Below are 15,070 nucleotides of genomic sequence, written 5' to 3'. Positions count from 1 at the left end.
AGCCATGAAGAACGTATTTGCCGGCGCCGAGGGCGCACGCCGCCGCCGCGGGAACGTTGGGGAGAACGACGGCGGGGCCGCCCTTGGGGGGACGGACGCCGAAGCCGCCGGCACCCAGGCGCTGCCGGTGCCGGCGGAGGCCGGGTCCTGGGGAGGCCCGCACCCGGCCACGGAGGCGCTGCCCACCGGTACGGCGACGGAGGCGCTGCACACGGCGGAGCTGCCGGCGTCGGCCCCGGAACTGCCGGACGCCGCGGACGAGCCGTTCGTCCCGCGCAGCCGCTACGTCATGGGCCGGTCCACCAAGATCCTCGTCTGCGTCGCCCTCGTGGCCGGCGGCATGTTCGCGGGCTCCGCCGTGCAAAAGCAGATCGACGCCGGCAACCGCTCCCAGCGGGCCAACTTCGGGACCTTCCAGAACGGCGGCAACGCCGGCTCCCAGAACGGCGGAGGCGCCGGTAGCACGACGTCTGGCCAGGGCCGCCGCGGCGGCCAGGCCGGCACCGGTGGGACCACCGGCACCGCCGGCGGCAGTGGAACCGGCGCGGGCGGGCAGTCGTCGGCGCCGGCCCGAGGCGGGAGCAAGTAGGGCGGACCCCCGTGGTGCCGAACGTGCAGAACGTGCGGGCGCACCGTACGGCTTCCGCTGTGCGGTCCGCCCCTCCCGGTAGAGTGCGGGGCAGTTTCCCATCCCTCTCCCGTCCGCAGGAGAGGGGCATCAACCAATCGGAGGTCCGCCGCCCATGAATCCCGTCCGCGCCGAGATCGGCACAGTCTTCGTCCCCGTCAGCGACATCGCGGCCGCGAGGGACTGGTACTGCGGCCTCTTGGGCGTACCGGCGGACGGTGAGATTCTCTTCGACCACCTCTACCTCCTGCCGATGACCGGGGCCGGGCTGGTCCTGGACAGCAAAATCTTCTCCCCGGACGCGGTGTTCCGGGCGCCGGCCTTCCACCTGAACACCGGCGACATCGACGCCGCCCACCGCCACCTGACCGGCCTCGGCGGGGAAGTCATGGACATCACGGACGGCCGGTGGTTCACCTTCCGCGACCCGGACGGCAACCTCCTGATGATCTGCGAGTGTTAGCCGCCCAAGGAGGCAGCGGTAGCGGCAGACACAGCAAAGTGAGCAGACACAGCAAAACGCCGCCGTTTACCGCCCGGGGGCAGAAAACGGCGGCGCTTTGACCAGGCCGGCAGCCTACGCGGCCGGCTCCGAGGCCACGCCCGCGGGCAGGAACTTCTTCCCGTTGACCCGCTCCGAGGCGCCCACCCGGTCCAGGTAGGGGGTGATGCCGCCCAGGAACATCGGCCAGCCGGCACCCAGGATCATGCAGAGGTCAATGTCCTCCGGCCCGGCCACGACGCCCTCGGAGAGCATCAGCCCGATCTCCTCGGCCAAGGCGTCCTGCACCCGGCGCAGCACGTCCTCGCCGGTCGAGGCCGAGTCACCGAAGCTCATCAGCGCCAGCGTTTCCTCGGGGATCCGGGGGGCGCCGGCCTTCACGGAGGCGGGGTCCCAGACGGAGGTCACGCCGTTGTCGATCAGGGCCTGCAGGTTCTTCGAGACCGGGAACCGATCGCCGAAGGCCTCGTGCAGGGATTCCTGGACGTGCTGCGCGACCGGCAGTCCCACCATGGCGCCGAGCACGAACGGCGTCATGGGCAGGCCCATCGGGCGCAGGGCATTGTCCGCGACGTCGGCCGGGGTGCCCTCGTCGAACGCGGCCGTGACCTCGCCCATGAGCCGCAGCAGGATCCGGTTGACCACGAACGCCGCGGCGTCCTTGACGAGGACGGCGGACTTCTTGAGTCCCTTGGCGAGGACGAACGCGGTGGCCAGCACGGCGTCGTCAGTCTTCGGCGCCCGGACGATCTCCAGCAGCGGCATCACGGCCACCGGGTTGAAGAAGTGGAAGCCCACCAGGCGTTCCGGGTGCTCCAGGTCCTCCGCCATGGCGGTGACCGAGAGCGAGGAGGTGTTGGTGGCCAGGATGCACTCGGGCGAGACGATCGCCTCGACCTCCTTGAACACCTGCTTCTTGACGTTGAGTTCCTCGAAGACAGCCTCGATCACGAAGTCGGCGTCGGCGAAGGCTTCCTTGGACACCGAACCGCTGACCAGTGCCTTGGTGCGGTTCGCGGCGTCAGGGCTGATCCGCTTCTTCGCCAGCAGCTTGTCGACCTCGCCGTGGACGTAGGTGACGCCCTTGTCCACGCGGGCCTGGTCGATGTCCGTCATCACCACGGGGACCTTGAGCTGGCGGGCGAGCAGCAGCGCCAGCTGGCCGGCCATCAGGCCCGCGCCGACGACGCCGACCTTGGTCACCGGCCGGGCGAGCTTGCGGTCCGGGGCCCCTGCGGGCCGCTTGGCCCGGCGCTGCACCAGGTCCAGGAAGGCGTACACGGTGGAGCGGAACTCGTCGGTCTGCATCAGGTCGGCGAGGGTCTGGCACTCCAGCTCGGCCGACTCGGCCTGGGTCATGGTGCGGTTGGCCTCGAGGACGTCCAGGACCTTGGCCGGGGCGGGGGAAGCGTTGGAGGTCTTGGCCTCCACGAACGCCCGTCCCGCGGCGACCGCGCCGGCCCAGCGCTCGGCGACCGCGGGATCGGCGGGGTCGACGGCGGCGGCGCGTGCCGGGGTTTCGACGCCGGCGATCACCTTCGCGGCCCAGGCCACGGACTGCTCCACGAAGTCGGCCGGCTCGAAGATCGCGTCCGCGACGCCGAGGTCGAAGGCCTGCGGTCCGGTCAGGGTGCGGTTGTTGCTCAGCGGGTTCTCGATCATCACCTTGACGGCGTTCTCCGGCCCGATCAGCCGCGGCAGGATGTACACGCCGCCCCAGCCCGGAACCAGGCCGATGAATGCCTCCGGCAGCGCCAGGGCACCCGCACCGGTGGAGACCGTGCGGTAGGTCGACTGCAGCGCGATCTCCAGCCCGCCGCCCAGGGCCAGGCCGTTGATGAACGCGAAGCTCGGCACGCCCAGATTCGCCAGGGTGGAGTAGACCTCGTGGCCCAGTTGGGCCATCCAGAGGCCCTGCTCGCGGCCGCTGACCGACTTGACCGTGGACAGGTCCGCGCCGGCGACCAGGAAGTACGGCTTGCCGGTGACGCCGACGCCGACGATCTCGCCGCGGGCGGCCCGCTCGCGCAGGCCCTCGAGGACGGTGCCCAGCTCCACCAGGGTGTTCGGGCCCAGGGTGGTGGGCTTGGAGTGGTCCAGGCCATTGTCGAGGGTGACCAGCGCGAATGTGCCCGGGCTGGTGCCGTTCACGGCTGGAAGCTCGATGTCCTGGACGTAGGAGTGGGTCACCGTCTCGTTCGGAAACAGGGTGGCAAGTTTCTGGAAATCGGCGGCGCTCATGCTGCTGCTCCCGTCTCGGTGGCGGTGTCGCCCGTGGTGGTGGTCTCGGTGCCGTAGTCGGCGTGGTGCGGGTTCTCCCAGATGACGGTGGCGCCCATGCCCAGGCCAATGCACATGGTGGTCATGCCGTAGCGGACTGACGGGTCCTCTTCGAACTGGCGGGCCAGCTGGTTCATCAGGCGCACGCCCGAGGAGGCCAGCGGGTGGCCGACGGCGATCGCGCCGCCGTAGCGGTTGACCCGGGGGTCGTCGTCGGCGATCCCGAAGTGGTCCAGGAAGCTGAGCACCTGCACGGCGAAGGCCTCGTTGATCTCGAACAGGCCGATGTCCTCGATGCCGAGGCCGGCGTTCTTCAGCGCCTTTTCGGTGGCCGGGACCGGGCCGATGCCCATGACCTCGGGTTCGACGCCGGCAAAGGCGTAGCTGACCAGGCGCATCTTGACCGGCAGGCCCAGTTCCTCGGCGGCGTCGGCGGAGGCCAGCAGTGCGGCGGTGGCGCCGTCGTTGAGTCCGGCGGCATTGCCGGCGGTGACACGGCCGTGCGCGCGGAACGGCGTGCGCAGCCCGGCGAGGTCCTCCACCGTGGTGCCGGGGCGGGGAGGCTCGTCCACGGAGTTCACGGTCCAGCCCTGGCCCGGCTTCATGGTGGCCACGGGGACCAGGTCCGGCTGGATCTGCTCCTTGGCGTAGGCCGCGGCGAGCTTGTCCTGGGAGGCGACGGCGTAGGCGTCGGTGCGCTCCTTGGTGATGGCGGGGAACCGGTCGTGCAGGTTCTCGGCCGTGTTGCCCATGTTCAGTGCGGCGGGGTCCACGATCCGCTCGGACATGAACCGCGGGTTCGGGTCCGCGCCGGCGCCCATCGGGTGGTTGCCCATGTGTTCGACGCCGCCGGCGATGACGACGTCGTAGGCGCCGAAGCCGATGCCGCTGGCGGTGGTGGTGACGGCGGTCATGGCGCCCGCGCACATGCGGTCGATGGCGAAGCCGGGAACGGTGCGGGGCAGGCCGGCGAGCAGGGCCGCGGTGCGGCCGATGGTCAGGCCCTGGTCACCGGTCTGCGTGGTGGCGGCGATGGCGACCTCGTCGATCCGCCCGGCCGGGAGGGAGGGGTTGCGGCGCATCAGCTCGCGGATGCACTTGACCACCAGGTCATCGGCGCGGGTCCCGGCGTAGATGCCTTTCTCGCCGGCGCGGCCGAATGGGGTGCGCACGCCGTCGACGAAGACGACGTCGCGCACGGCGCGGTGGGCGGAGCGGGGGGTGCCGCTGCTGCGGGCTCCGCTGGGGCTGTCTTGGCTCACGTGTAACTCCTCATTGAGACAGGGGTGCCGGGCCCGTCCCCGCGGCCGGTGACGGCTGGTGCGCGGGATGGCCCTGGCGGCATCGCTAGCAATGTTACTCGTGAGTAACATCACAAGCAAGGAGCCTGTTCAACGATGTCGGCGCGTTCAATGACTTCGGAGTGTCTCCATACCGTCAGACGGCGGGCGGCGTGACCGGCTTGGGTTCCTTGGGCGGCAGCGGCTGCGGGTTGAGGAACGAGTCCGCGATCAGCCCGGCGGTGAGCTCGATCTGCCACTGGCGGGCGCCGAGGTTCTGCAACTCCTCGGCGATGCCCTCCTCGCTGACCTCGGCCGGCGGGCGCCACGCCACGCGGCGCAGGAAGTCGGGGGTGAGCAGGTTCTCCACCGGCAGGTTCAGTTCCTCGGCCAGCGCCTGGAGCCGGGGACGTGCGGTGGCCAGGCGTGCCGCGGCCTCGGGGTCACGATCGGCCCAGACGCGCGGCGGCGGGGGAGCGTTGGTGGGCAGGTGCAGCGGAGGCAGATCCTCAAGGTTGCGAGCGGTGCTGATGCAGCGGAGCCAGCGCGGGGCCTCGCGCTGGGCGGCCCGGCCGTGGAAGCCCTTGGTGCCCAGCAGCTGCGGGACCGTGGTGGGCATCGCCTTCGCCGCGGCCACCAGGGAGGAATCGGGGATCAGCCGGCCGGGGGCGACGTCGCGCTTCTGGGCCAGCGAGTCGCGCTCAAGCCAGAGTTCGCGGACCGCGGCGAGCTGCCGGCGGTCGCGGATCTGGTGCAGGCCGGAGGTCTTGCGCCACGGATCCACCCGCGGCGGCGCCTGTCCGGCCTCAAGGATCGCGGCGAATTCCTGCTCGGCGTACTCCAGCTTGCCGTCCGCGGTCAACAATTCGATCAGTTCCTCGCGGAGCTCGGTGAGGACCTCGACGTCGAGGGCGGCGTAGCGCAGCCAGGGCTCGGGCAGCGGCCGGGTGGACCAGTCTGCGGCGGAGTGTTCCTTCGCCAGGCCGAAGCCCAGGAGCTGTTCGATCACGGCGGCCAGGCCCACCCGGGGAAGCCCGGCCAGCCGGGCGGCGAGTTCGGTGTCGAAGAGTTTGTCCGGCCACATGCCCAGCTCGGAGAGGCAGGGGAGGTCCTGGCTTGCCGCGTGCAGGATCCATTCCACGCCGCGGAGCGCGTCGTTGATGATGGTCAGGTCGCGGAAGGGTTCCGGGTCGATCAGCCAGGTTCCGGCCCCCTCGCGGCGGATCTGGACCAGGAAGGCCCGCTGGCCGTAGCGGAAGCCGGAGGCCCGTTCGGCGTCGACGCCGGCGGGGCCGTGGCCGGCGGCGAGGGCCGCTGCGCACCGTTCCAGGCCGGCCTGCGTTTCGATCACGAGGGGGACGCCGTCGCGCGGGGCGTCCAGGTCGATGACCGCGGGAACCAGGCTGTCGAAGCCCTCGACGGTGATGTGCTCGGCTCCTCCGGGCTCCGGCGTGCCGGCCGACGTGTCGGCGGCGGTGGGGGCGGCGGCTGGTGCGTCAGCCGTGTCTGCGGGGCTGGAGTCCGGTATCTGAGCGGTCATGGTGACTCCAGTTTACCGATAACCCCGCTGAGCAGGCCGAAAGCCGCTTGACGGGACACCGCGGCAGGGTCCTGCAAGGAGCGTAAACGGTGCTCCCAGGGGCGCCGGAGGGGTGCTCAGGCGAGCCGGGGGCGCCGGCGCGGGAGCACGGCCACGCCCTCGGGAAGCGGCGGCAGCCCGGCGAAGGTGCAGACCATGTCGGCCCAGGCCTCCAGGTGGGCGCCGATGTCCCGTCCCTCCGGGGTCCAGGAGGCCCGCAGCTCGATGTCGATGGTGCCGGGACGGTCCGCCAGCGTGCCGAAGCTTTCCGAGAGAACGCGGGTGGCGGTCCCGCCGGCGGAGCGGTACGGGGCCCGGTGGTTTTCCAGTGCCTCGACCAACCACGTCCAGGCCACGGAGCCCAGCATTTCGTCGTTGCCCATGTCGGGTTCGAGCTGGGCGCGGATGTAGGTGACGATCCGGAATTCGCCGTCCCAGACCTCGGACCCGTCCGGGTCGTGCAGCAGGATGAAGCGGCCGGTGGCGAGTTCGACGTCGTCGCTCCCGGCGGCCGGTGCCAGCGCCGCAGCTGCGGGGCCGTGGACCGCGCCCGGTGTCCCGTCGCCGGGTCCCACCACCTCGGCGCCGAGGGCGACGGCGAAGGGTGCCAGCCGGGCGGGGGCGGGGATCTCGTCGAGACGCAATTCGCTGCGGCAGCGGGCTTCGCGGAGGGTGCCCAGGGCGAAGAGGAAATCCGCCGGCGCCTGGTCGAGTGCAGTCACAGGGACAGGGTAAGCACGGGGTCCGCCCCGGCCGGGCAGGCTCGCCGCCGGGCCGGAGCGGAGGGACGCCTAGTGGTCCGCGAGTTCGTGCCGGATGGCGGCGACAAAGGCATCGACGTCGTCCTCGGTCGTGTCGAAGGAGCACATCCAGCGCACCTCGCGCCGCGCTTCGTCCCAGTCGTAGAACCGGAACGAGGTGCGGAGCCGGTCCGCCACGCCGGGAGGAAGGATGGCGAAGACGCCGTTGGACTCGGTCTTCTGACTCAGCTCGACGCCGGGGACGGACTCGACGCCGGCGCGCAGCCGGGCCGCCATGGCGTTGGCGTGCGAGGCCGAGCGCAGCCACAGGTCGCCCTCCAGCAGGGCGATGAACTGCGCGGACATGAACCGCATCTTGGAGGCCAGCTGCATGTTCATCTTGCGCAGGTAGATCAGGCCGTGGGCGGCCTCGGGGTTGAGGGCCACCACCACTTCGCCGAACAGCAGGCCGTTCTTGGTGCCGCCGAAGGAGAGGATGTCGACGCCGGCGTCGCGGGTGAAGGCGCGCAGCGGCACGCCCAGGTGGGCGGCGGCGTTGGCCAGCCGGGCGCCGTCCATGTGCAGCTTCATGCCCTTGGCGTGCACGTGCTCGGCGATGGCCCGGACTTCCTCCGGGGTGTAGCAGGTGCCCAGTTCGGTGGTCTGGGTGATGGAGACGGCCAGCGGCTGGGCGCGGTGCTCATCGCCCCAGCCCCAGGCCTCCTGGTCGATCAACGCGGGGGTCAGCTTGCCGTCCGGCGTCGAGACCTGCAGCAGCTTGATGCCGCCGATCCGCTCCGGGGCGCCGTTCTCGTCCATGTTGATGTGGGCGGTGGAGGCGCAGATGACCGCACCCCAGCGGGGCAGCAGCGACTGCAGGGAGAGCACGTTCGCGCCGGTGCCGTTGAAGACCGGGAAGCACTCGATGCCGGTGCCGAAGTGTTCCTCCATCAGCTGCTGGAGGCGGGCGGTGTAAACGTCCTCGCCGTAGGAGACCTGGTGGCCCTCGTTGGCGGCGGCCAGGGCGGCCAGCACCTCGGGGTGCACGCCGGAGTAGTTGTCGGAGGCGAAGCCGCGGACCGCGGGGTTGTGCAGCCGGGCGATCGTGGGTGCTTGTTCGGGGGTGTGGACCGCGCTGGTCATCGTTTCGTTCACGCTTTCAGTGTAGGCAGGTGCCGGTTCAGCGGCTAAGCGGCAGGCGCCGGCCGTTGAGTTCCCCGGCAGGGGTGTCGAAGAGCCGGACGACGGCGGCGGCCAGGTCGGCGACGTTCGTGTAGCCCGGGAATTTCCGCTCCGGCGCCGCGGCGCGCATGGCGTCGTCAACCAGCGCCTTGACCACGAAGACCGCCGCGGCGCTGTGTTGTTCCACCGGGTGTTCCTTGTGGCCGGACTGCTCGCGGCGGAAGCCGTCGGCCACGGCCAGGGTCCAGGCTTCGGCGGCGGCCTTGGCCGCGGCGTAGCTGGCTGCGCCGGCGGTCGGGGCGGCCGCGGTGGTGGAGGAGACCATGGCGAGCCGGCCGGTGCCGGAGGCGGTGAGGTCGTCGTAGAAGGCGCGGCTGACGTTGCGGAGCGTGGTCACGGCGTTCCGTTCCAGGAAGTCCCAGTCCTCATCCGGCTGGTCCGCGATGCCCTTCGCGCCGCGCCAGCCGCCCACCAGGTGGATGACGCCGTCGAGCCGGACGCCCCGCCCGGCGAGGTCGGCGCGCAGGGCGGCGACGGCGGCCGGGTCGGCCAGGTCGCAGGTCAGCGGGACCACGCTCTCCCCGGCGGCGGCCGCGGCGGCCGCGATCCGGGCGGCGTCGGAGCCGACGGTGAAGACCGCGTGCCCGGCGCCGCGGAGGGCGCGGGCGACGGCGATGCCGGAGGCGCCGCTGCCGCCCGCGACCAGGACGTTCAGCACGTCAGCGCTCATGCGGCGGTGGCGGAGCTGCCGGTGATGCCCGCGGTGGATTCGATGACGGTGCGCATCTTCTTCTCCAGCGCCTCGTAGAACATCGAGAGCGGGAACTCGTCGTCGAGGACCTGGTCGGTCAGGCCGCGCGGCGGGCCGTCGAGGGGGAGCGCCTCCGGGCCCTTGGCCCAGACCGAGGCCGGGTTGGGCGTGACGGTCGAGGAGATGAGCTCATACGCGGCCAGCCAGTGGGCGGTCTTGGGCCGGTCGATCGAGCGCCAGTAGAGTTCCTCGATCCGGGCGCCGAGTTCGACGACGACGTCGGCGGCCTCGTCCCAGTCGATGCTCAGGCGGCTGTCGGTCCAGTGCAGGACACGGTGCTGGTGCATCCAGGCGAAGAGCAGCTGGCCGCCCAGGCCGTCGTAGTTGCGGACCCGGCTGCCGGTGATGGCGAAGCGGAAGATGCGGTCAAAGATCACCGCGTACTGCACCAGCTTGGCGTGCCGGCGGGCTTCCGGATCGGCGTCCTCGTCCTTTTCGATCTTCACGGACTCGCGGAAGGCGGTCAGGTCGCAGCGGAGTTCCTCCAAGGAGTACAGGAAGAACGGCATGCGCTGCTTGATCATGAACGGGTCGAAGGGCAGGTCGCCGCGCATGTGGGTGCGGTCGTGGATCAGGTCCCACATCACGAAGGTTTCCTGGGTCAGCTCCTGGTCCTCGAGCAGGGCCGCGGCGTCGGCCGGCAGCTCCAGGGAGGTGATGTCCGCGGCGGCGCGCAGCACCCGGCGGAAGCGGGCGGCCTCACGGTCGGCGAAGATGGCGCCCCAGGTGAAGGTGGGGGTCTCGCGGACGGCGACGGTCTCCGGGAAGAGCACCGCGGAGTTGGTGTCGTAGCCGGGGGTGAAGTCGAGGAAACGGATCGGCACGAAGAGCTTGTTGGAGTACTCGCCCGCCTCGAGGCCGTCGATGAATTCCGGCCAGATGACCTCGATCAGGACGGCCTCTACCAGCCGGTTGGTGCTGCCGTTCTGGGTGTACATCGGGAAGACCACCAGGTGCTGGAGGCCGTTGACCCGGTGCCGCTGCGGCTGGAAGGCCTGCAGCGAGTCCAGGAAGTCCGGGACGCCGAAGCCGCCGTCGGCCCAGCGGCGGAAGTCCGTGACGAGCAGGTCCAGGTAGGCGGCGTCGTGCGGGAAGGCCGGGGCCAGTGCGGCGACGGCGTCCGTGATGGTCGCGACCTGATCCGCGGCGGCGGCGTGGTCCGCCGCCTCGGGGACCGAACCGTCCTTGATCTGCAGGGCCTGCAGGGCGGTGGCGGCGGACTTCAGGCGCTGCCAGTCCGGGGACTCGGCGGTGATCGGGGCGGAAACGGTGAGGGCGGTAGCGGTCACGTCGGCGGCCTTTCTGGTTGCTCGGGAATCTACGGCGAGCGTAGCAAGCAAGCAGCATTCCTAACGCAAAATTAGCGCGAGCATAAGAAAGACTGGGGCAATCGTGGCTGCCCCAGTCTTCCAGCTCAAGCTGTCCGCGCCCTTGGCTAGTCCTCCGCCGGCACCAGGGTCAGCGACACGGAGTTGATGCAGTACCGCTGGTCCGTGGGTGTGCCGTAGCCCTCGCCCTCGAAGACGTGGCCGAGGTGCGAATCGCAGGCGGCGCACCGGACCTCGATACGCTCCATGCCCAGGGTACGGTCACGGATGTAGCGGACGTTGCCCTCCGCGAGCGGTGCCCAGAAGGAGGGCCAGCCGCAGTGCGAGTCGAACTTCTCGGCGCTGGTGAAGAGCTCGGTGCCGCAGGCGCGGCACTTGTAGACGCCCTGGGTGTGGGTGTCCCAGTACTCGCCGGTGTAGGGCCGTTCGGTGCCGGCCTGACGGAGCACCTGGTATTCGGCCGGGCTCAGTTCCTGGCGCCACTCATCCTCGGACTTGACCACCGGCCGCACGCCGGTGCCGTCAGTCTTCTGCGTGTCGGGATCGGCGTCGGCGACGGGGGAGGGGACGGGTGAATTCTTGGGTTTGTTGCCAAAGATACTCATGGCATCCATAACGCTTAGGAGTCCCCGATAAATCCCGAGCCGGCGTACAGGTGCAGCACCGGCAGGCCCAGCTTGTCCTGCGCCTCGTTGGCCCAGTCGGTGTGGAAAGTGTCTGCCACCGCGTGCGGGCGGGTGATAACCACGGCCTGGCCGGCGTTGAGTTCCCGTGCCTTGGCAACCAACGCATCCACCGGCTTGCCTTCGACCACCTCTCCGGTCACGCCGCCGCCGATCCCGCCCAGGGCGGTCAGCGAGGCCGCAAGGGTCTCCGCTGCGGCCGTGCGCTCGTGCTCCGGATCCGGCTGCTTGCCGGAGAGCTCGCGGAATGCCTTCGCGAACTCCAGCATGGAGAGGTTCTCCAGGAAGTCCACCAGCAGGTGCCGTTCGGTGTTGGCCGGGACCAGGACCACCAGCGGCATGTCGCCGTCGGCGACCAGGGTCTCGATGTTGACGCGGTCGTCCGCGTTCAGGGGCTCTTCTGTCAGGATGACAATCGGGTCGCTCATGCCCCAAGCCTAGTCCCCGCGGAAAGCATCCGGGCGGGTCCCGCGCCCGATGCCGGACTGGCGTGCCGGGTGGGTGAGAATGATGGCATGGTCTCCCTTCCGCGTCCCTCCCGGCGTCCGGTGCCGGTACCGATGTCAGCCGCCCTCGCCTGGCAGAGTCCGCCTCCGGCGTCGCGCGCCATGCAGCGTTTCTCCGGCGGAGCATTCCGACTCGGCACCAGCCTCCGCGTCCTGCCCGTCCCGGTGGCGGCTGCCCCCGCGCCGGCCGCGTCCCTGACCCGCAACGCGAAGTGGGCGGCGGCCGGGATTGCCGGCGGCGGAGCCGCTGCCGGACTGCTGGCCGCCGGCTCGTCGGCGCTGGCGCTGTATTTCGCCCGCCGCGTGGTCACCCCCGTCCGGGTCCGGGAGGAGGACCAGGAGGTCCTGGCCGTGATCCGGGACGCCGGCGGGAAGCCGCAGGTGATCCTCAAGGCCACCCCGGACGCCGTGGTGGACGGCGTCTACGGACTGTTCTTCGACGGCGGCCGCGGGCACGCCCGGATCGGCCGGATCGTCTCCTACTCGCAGGCGGAACAGACCGTGCTGCGCGAGGTGGAGGCCGTCTACGGCGGCGACCTCAGCCAGGTCCGGCGGGCCTATTGGAGTGGCGCCGTGCATCCGGATCCCGCGGCGCTGGGCCTGCCGACGGAGGACGTCGAGATCGAGGTCGACGGCGGCACGGCGCCGGCATGGCTGGTCCGCCCCGCCCCGGCCGTCGATGCCCCGTCCGGCGCTCCCGTCGCATCCTCTGCTGCCGGAGACGCTCCCGACGCATCCTTCGCACCCGCCGCAGGCGAAGCCCCCGCCACTCCCGGTGCCGAGGCGCCGTCAAGGGAATCGGCGCCGTCGTCGGACGTGTGGGCGATCATGGTCCACGGCCGCGGCGCCTCACGGCAGGAGGGCCTGCGGGCCGTCCGCGTGGCCCGCGACCTGGGCCTGACCAGCCTGCTGATCACCTACCGCAACGATGGCCAGGCGCCCTCCGCCCCGGACGGCCGCTACGGGCTGGGCTGGACCGAGTGGCGCGACGTCGAGGCGGCCATCGGCTACGCCTTGGAGCACGGCGCCCGGGAGGTGGTGCTCTTTGGCTGGTCCATGGGCGGCGCCATCAGCCTGCAGACCGCCGACCTCTCCCGCTACCACCACCTGATCCGCGCCATGGTGCTGGACGCTCCGGTGATCAACTGGGTGGACGTGCTGGCCCACCACGCCCAGCTGAACCGGATCCCCTCGGGCATCGGACGCTACGGGCAGTTGATGATGAGCCACCCGCTGGGCCGGCGCCTTACCGGGCTGGCCGCGCCGGTGGACCTCAAAGCGATGGACTGGGTGTCCCGCGCCGTGGAGTTGCGGACGCCCACGCTCATCATCCACTCGGTGGACGACGAGTATGTTCCCTACGGCCCCTCTGCGGTGCTGGCGGAGAAGAACCCGGAGATGGTCACGTTCGAATCGTTCACCACCGCGCGGCACACCAAGGAATGGAACGTGGACCCGGAGCGCTGGGAAGCCCTGGTGACGGCGTGGCTCGGACAGCGGTTGGCTCCGCGGGCCACCCCGGTGGACTAGGCGGAACGCCCGGCCGTCAGCGGCCGGTGCCGATCCGGGCCGTGCGGGCGCCGGTGAGCCGGATCAGGTCCTGTGGGCTGAGCTCCAGGTCCAGTCCGCGCCGTCCGCCGGAAACCAGGATGGTCTCGAGGGCCAGGGCGCTCTCGTCCAGCACGGTGGGGGAGGCCTGCCGCTGGCCCAGCGGGGAGATCCCGCCGAGGACGTAGCCGGTGCGGCGCTCCGCCGTCGCCGGATCCGCCATGGCTGCCTTCTTCCCGCCGAGGGCCGCCGCGATGGCCTTGAGGTCCAGGTTGCCGCTCACCGGCACCACGCCGACGGCGAGCCGGCCGTCGACGTCGACCATCAGGGTCTTGAACACCCGGGCCGGGTCGATGCCCAGCACCTCGGCGGCCTCCATGCCATAGCTGGCCGCCGCCGGATCGTGGGTGTAGGGGTGCGCGGTGAAGGATACCCCGGCCGCCGCGAGTGCCGCGGTGGCCGGGGTTCCCTGGGAGGCAGTCTTGCGTGCCATGGTGCCGTTTAGCCCTGCTGCGGCAGTTCGGCGACCTTGCGCTTGATCCGCCCGAGCATCGCGGTCATGCCGCGCATCCGCAGCGGGGTGATGGCGCGGGTCAGGCCCAGCAGTTCGGGCATGTCGTCCGGCACCGCCAGGATCTCCGCGGGGCTCAGCCCGTCGAGTCCCTCGTGCAGGACACCGGCAAACCCGCGGGTGGTCGGAGCCTCCGGCGGGGCCTTGAAGAACAGCCGGACGCTCTGGGCCCCCGACTGATCCGCGGCGGGCTCGGTTTCGATCGTAAGGAACAGCGGCGACTGGCACTCGACCACCTGCTCCAGCAGCTCCGGGTGGTCCAAGAGCCGGGCCGGCGGGTCGGGCAGTTCGCGGGAGAACTCCAGCAGCAGCTGCAGGCGCTCGGATTCCTCGAGTGCCTGGAAGTCGTCAACGATCTCCGCCAGGGCGGTGGGCAGGGCAGTGGAAGTCACGATTCCAGCTTACTTTCCCGCGGGGACGGTGCCGCGCTCGGCGCCCCTGGCGATCGGGACGCGGACGGCGTTGCCCCACTCGGTCCAGGAGCCGTCATAGTTGCGGACGTTCTCGAAGCCCAGCAGGTACTTCAGGGCAAACCAGGTGTGGCTGGAACGCTCGCCGATCCGGCAGTAGGCCACGACGTCGTCGCCAGGGGTCAGCCCGGCCTCGCCCAGGTACAGCGCCTCAAGCTCGGAGCGGTCGCGGTAGGTGCCGTCCTCAGCGGCCGCGCGGGCCCAGGGGATGGAGGCGGCGGTGGGGATGTGGCCGCCGCGGAGGGCGCCCTCTTCGGGGTAGGCCGGCATGTGGGTGCGCTGGCCGGTGTATTCCTCGGGGGAGCGGACGTCGATCAGCGGCTTGCCCAGGTGGGCCAGCACGTCGTCCTTGAAGGCGCGGATCGGGGTGTCGTTGCGCTCGACCACGGGGTACTCGGCCGGTTCGACGGCGGTCTTGTCCGTGGTGAGCGGCCGGCCCTCGGCGATCCACTTGTCGCGGCCGCCGTCGAGCAGCCGGACGTCCTCGTGGCCGAACAGGGTGAAGACCCAGAGCGCGTAGGCGGCCCACCAGTTGGACTTGTCGCCGTAGATGACCACGGTGCTGTCGCGGGACATGCCCTTGGCGGAGGCCAGGGCGGCGAACGCTTCCCCGTCGACGTAGTCGCGGGTGACCTCATCGTTCAGGTCCGTGTGCCAGTCGATCTTGACGGCGCCCGGGATGTGGCCGGTCTCGTAGAGCAGCACGTCCTCGTCGGATTCGACCACCACCAGCTGACCGTTCCCGACGGCTCCGTCCTCCAGCGCGGCGGCGAGCCAGTCGGTGGAGACCAGCCGCTCGGGGTGGGCGTAGCCGGCAAATTTCTTGTTCTGCTCAACGGGGTAGGGCATCAAGAGCGCCTTTCACTGGAAGTCGGGGGTGCCCGGCGGACGCGTGTCGCGGCCCCGGGCCTATGACAACACTAACCACGGGCGCGCGGGATTGTTCCTTCGGGGTTCTCGGG

General features: G+C 70.9%; 15 protein-coding genes. 3 read left to right on the top strand and 12 right to left on the bottom strand.

Translation table 11 applies throughout. The features are described 5' to 3' along the window. Positions 1-4 precede the first annotated feature (4 nt). Positions 5-589 (top strand): hypothetical protein, encoded by a 585-nt coding sequence (locus QWJ39_RS12190; protein WP_290258093.1) that lies wholly within the window; start codon positions 5-7, stop codon positions 587-589. A 154-nt stretch (positions 590-743) separates the two neighbouring features. Continuing rightward, positions 744-1,091, top strand: coding sequence for a VOC family protein (locus tag QWJ39_RS12185; RefSeq protein ID WP_290258092.1), 348 nt, complete (start codon positions 744-746; stop codon positions 1,089-1,091). A gap of 114 nt (positions 1,092-1,205) precedes the next feature. Here the strand turns inward: QWJ39_RS12185 and QWJ39_RS12180 are convergent, their stop codons facing one another. The 9 genes from QWJ39_RS12180 to QWJ39_RS12140 form a co-directional block, all read right to left on the bottom strand. Further along, positions 1,206-3,371 (bottom strand): 3-hydroxyacyl-CoA dehydrogenase NAD-binding domain-containing protein, encoded by a 2,166-nt coding sequence (locus tag QWJ39_RS12180; protein ID WP_290258091.1) that lies wholly within the window; start codon positions 3,369-3,371, stop codon positions 1,206-1,208. After that, on the bottom strand, positions 3,368-4,609 hold the full coding sequence (locus QWJ39_RS12175; protein WP_290258258.1) for an acetyl-CoA C-acyltransferase: 1,242 nt from the start codon (positions 4,607-4,609) through the stop codon (positions 3,368-3,370). Before QWJ39_RS12175 ends, QWJ39_RS12180 begins: the two co-directional genes overlap by 4 nt. Before the next feature lie 238 nt (positions 4,610-4,847). Then, complete coding sequence (locus QWJ39_RS12170) at positions 4,848-6,230, bottom strand: HRDC domain-containing protein (protein WP_290258090.1); 1,383 nt, start codon at positions 6,228-6,230, stop codon at positions 4,848-4,850. Positions 6,231-6,346: 116 nt separating this feature from the next. Beyond that, positions 6,347-6,991 (bottom strand): DUF3000 domain-containing protein, encoded by a 645-nt coding sequence (locus QWJ39_RS12165; protein ID WP_290258089.1) that lies wholly within the window; start codon positions 6,989-6,991, stop codon positions 6,347-6,349. Between the two features lie 69 nt (positions 6,992-7,060). Further along, complete coding sequence (locus QWJ39_RS12160) at positions 7,061-8,152, bottom strand: low specificity L-threonine aldolase (protein WP_290258257.1); 1,092 nt, start codon at positions 8,150-8,152, stop codon at positions 7,061-7,063. Between the two features lie 37 nt (positions 8,153-8,189). Next, positions 8,190-8,921, bottom strand: a complete 732-nt coding sequence (locus QWJ39_RS12155; RefSeq protein WP_290258087.1) for an SDR family NAD(P)-dependent oxidoreductase — start codon at positions 8,919-8,921, stop codon at positions 8,190-8,192. Next, a complete protein-coding gene (locus QWJ39_RS12150) occupies positions 8,918-10,291 on the bottom strand; it encodes a DUF6421 family protein (protein WP_290258086.1) in 1,374 nt (457 codons plus the stop codon). Before QWJ39_RS12150 ends, QWJ39_RS12155 begins: the two co-directional genes overlap by 4 nt. Before the next feature lie 146 nt (positions 10,292-10,437). Then, a complete protein-coding gene (gene msrB / locus QWJ39_RS12145; protein ID WP_290258085.1) occupies positions 10,438-10,935 on the bottom strand; it encodes a peptide-methionine (R)-S-oxide reductase MsrB in 498 nt (165 codons plus the stop codon). A 14-nt stretch (positions 10,936-10,949) separates the two neighbouring features. Beyond that, positions 10,950-11,441, bottom strand: a complete 492-nt coding sequence (locus QWJ39_RS12140; protein ID WP_290258084.1) for a hypothetical protein — start codon at positions 11,439-11,441, stop codon at positions 10,950-10,952. Positions 11,442-11,528: 87 nt separating this feature from the next. Here QWJ39_RS12140 and QWJ39_RS12135 point away from each other — a divergent pair, with 87 nt between their 5' ends. After that, positions 11,529-13,049: an alpha/beta fold hydrolase gene (locus QWJ39_RS12135; RefSeq protein WP_290258083.1), complete on the top strand. Its 1,521-nt coding sequence runs from the start codon at positions 11,529-11,531 to the stop codon at positions 13,047-13,049. A 16-nt stretch (positions 13,050-13,065) separates the two neighbouring features. Here the strand turns inward: QWJ39_RS12135 and ybaK are convergent, their stop codons facing one another. The 3 genes from ybaK to QWJ39_RS12120 are packed head-to-tail and all read right to left on the bottom strand — an operon-like array spanning position 13,066 to position 14,957. Continuing rightward, complete coding sequence (ybaK, locus tag QWJ39_RS12130; RefSeq protein ID WP_290258082.1) at positions 13,066-13,560, bottom strand: Cys-tRNA(Pro) deacylase; 495 nt, start codon at positions 13,558-13,560, stop codon at positions 13,066-13,068. Positions 13,561-13,568: 8 nt separating this feature from the next. Further along, positions 13,569-14,030, bottom strand: coding sequence for a SufE family protein (locus QWJ39_RS12125; RefSeq protein WP_290258081.1), 462 nt, complete (start codon positions 14,028-14,030; stop codon positions 13,569-13,571). A 9-nt stretch (positions 14,031-14,039) separates the two neighbouring features. Further along, positions 14,040-14,957 carry a sulfurtransferase gene (locus QWJ39_RS12120; protein ID WP_290258080.1) on the bottom strand — a complete coding sequence of 306 codons (918 nt, stop codon included), beginning with the start codon at positions 14,955-14,957 and terminating at the stop codon, positions 14,040-14,042. Positions 14,958-15,070 lie beyond the last annotated feature (113 nt).

This window comes from Arthrobacter sp. YD4, assembly GCF_030410515.1.
GTDB lineage: Bacteria > Actinomycetota > Actinomycetes > Actinomycetales > Micrococcaceae > Arthrobacter.
Note: the sequence above shows the minus strand (reverse complement) of the source record. Positions and strands in the feature narration are given on the sequence as shown.

Excerpts from the sequence above, each read along its gene's own strand:
- QWJ39_RS12190 (WP_290258093.1), top strand. The coding sequence starts at position 5 with ATGAAGAACGTATTTGCCGGCGCCGAGGGCGCACGCCGCCGCCGCGGG.
- QWJ39_RS12185 (WP_290258092.1), top strand. The coding sequence starts at position 744 with ATGAATCCCGTCCGCGCCGAGATCGGCACAGTCTTCGTCCCCGTCAGC.
- QWJ39_RS12180 (WP_290258091.1), bottom strand. The coding sequence starts at position 3,371 with ATGAGCGCCGCCGATTTCCAGAAACTTGCCACCCTGTTTCCGAACGAG.
- QWJ39_RS12170 (WP_290258090.1), bottom strand. The coding sequence starts at position 6,230 with ATGACCGCTCAGATACCGGACTCCAGCCCCGCAGACACGGCTGACGCA.
- QWJ39_RS12160 (WP_290258257.1), bottom strand. The coding sequence starts at position 8,152 with ATGACCAGCGCGGTCCACACCCCCGAACAAGCACCCACGATCGCCCGG.
- QWJ39_RS12155 (WP_290258087.1), bottom strand. The coding sequence starts at position 8,921 with ATGAGCGCTGACGTGCTGAACGTCCTGGTCGCGGGCGGCAGCGGCGCC.
- msrB (WP_290258085.1), bottom strand. The coding sequence starts at position 10,935 with ATGAGTATCTTTGGCAACAAACCCAAGAATTCACCCGTCCCCTCCCCC.
- QWJ39_RS12140 (WP_290258084.1), bottom strand. The coding sequence starts at position 11,441 with ATGAGCGACCCGATTGTCATCCTGACAGAAGAGCCCCTGAACGCGGAC.
- QWJ39_RS12135 (WP_290258083.1), top strand. The coding sequence starts at position 11,529 with ATGGTCTCCCTTCCGCGTCCCTCCCGGCGTCCGGTGCCGGTACCGATG.
- ybaK (WP_290258082.1), bottom strand. The coding sequence starts at position 13,560 with ATGGCACGCAAGACTGCCTCCCAGGGAACCCCGGCCACCGCGGCACTC.
- QWJ39_RS12120 (WP_290258080.1), bottom strand. The coding sequence starts at position 14,957 with ATGCCCTACCCCGTTGAGCAGAACAAGAAATTTGCCGGCTACGCCCAC.